At 58.4% G+C, this 1503-nt stretch carries 1 protein-coding gene; it reads left to right on the forward strand.

Features of this window, described 5'->3' with window-relative positions:
* Positions 1–106: 106 nt before the first annotated feature.
* Positions 107–1492 (forward strand): IS4 family transposase, encoded by a 1386-nt coding sequence (locus GWQ31_RS21655; protein ID WP_275910249.1) that lies wholly within the window; start codon positions 107–109, stop codon positions 1490–1492.
* Positions 1493–1503 lie beyond the last annotated feature (11 nt).

The following is a 1503-nucleotide window of genomic DNA, read 5'->3' on the forward strand; positions in this document are numbered from 1 at the left end:
GGCTGTCTCTTATACAAAAATCCCCAAGCGTCGCTTGGGGATTTTTTTGAACTTCTCTCCCATTCTGTGATCTGAACCTTTCATCGCTCTCTTCCCTGGTTCTAACATGCCCTTCACTCAACCGGCGCACTGGGCGCAGGCACAGTTTGGTCACGCCAACCTCAACGACCCAAGGCGCACCAGAAGGCTGGTTGCCCTCGCCACTGCCCTTGCTCATCAACCAGGAGATTGCGTGTCACACCTTCCCCTCTCACCTGCTGATAGGGAAGGCGCATACCGCTTCATTCGCAGCTCACATGTCAGTGCCGAAGCCATTGCTAACGCAGGCTTTGCTGTCACCGCCGCCCATGCCAGAGACCATTCCCTCTTGTTGGCGCTGGAAGACTCCACCGCCCTCACGTTCAATCATGCCAGCGTCAAAGACGAGTTGGGCCACACCAATCAGGGCAGCAGCCGCGCCCTGCTGGCTCACTCCGTACTGCTGTTCGCGCCGCAAAAGCGCAAGGTGGTTGGCTTGGCCGCCCAGCAAATCTGGACCCGCGATGTCAGCAAACGAGGACAGCGTGCCCAATACGCGACCCGCCCCTATGAGGAGAAAGAGAGCTACAAATGGGAGCAAACCGCCAAGACGCTCGCCACCCGGCTTGGCTGCACCATGGCGAACGTTATTTCGGTCTGTGACCGGGAAGCGGATATCTACGAATACCTGCGCTACAAGCAGAAACATACCCAGCGCTTCGTGGTGCGCTCGATGCAAAGCCGCTGTATCAACGAGCACGACAACAAGCTTTACGACTATGCCAGGCAGTGCCAATCCGCGGGCACCCGGGTGGTCAAGATACCCCAGCGGGGTGGCAGAAAAGCCAGAGAGGCCGTGCTCGATATCAAGTGTGCCAGGGTCACCCTGAAGGCCCCGGCCAACAAGCGTAGCGAGCCGGATATCCCGCTCTACTACGTGGGATGCATCGAGCAGAGCGATGCAGCCGACCGGCTGGAGTGGCACCTGCTGACCAGTGAAGCGGTGATCAGCGCCGAGCAGGCCAGCGAGATTATCGGCTACTACGAGCGGCGCTGGCTCATCGAGGATTATCACAAGGTCTGGAAGAGTGCAGGCACCCGGGTCGAGGCGTTGAGGATGCAGAGCCGGGAGAACCTGACACGGATGAGCGTCATCCAGGCCTTTATCGCGGTACGGTTGCTGCAGTTGCGATTTATCAAAGAGGAGCCTGGCGCGCAGGGAGAAAGCTGCGAAGAGCTGCTGGGTACAAAGAGCTGGAAGTTGCTGTGGTTGAAGATGGAGAAGAGGGCCCTGCCGAATGAGGCCCCCGATATGGCGTGGGCGTACAAGAGCCTGGCGATACTGGGGGGCTGGAAGGACACCAAGAGAACGGGGCGAGCCTCGATAGCGGTGTTATGGGAGGGCTGGTTTAGGTTACAGACCCTCCTTGAAGGCTATGAACTGGCACTGTCTCTTGAGCATCAACAGATGTGATCAAGAGACAG

Origin of the sequence: Aeromonas sp. 2MA4, assembly GCF_029237305.1 — a bacterium.
GTDB classification, from domain to species: domain Bacteria; phylum Pseudomonadota; class Gammaproteobacteria; order Enterobacterales; family Aeromonadaceae; genus Aeromonas; species Aeromonas salmonicida.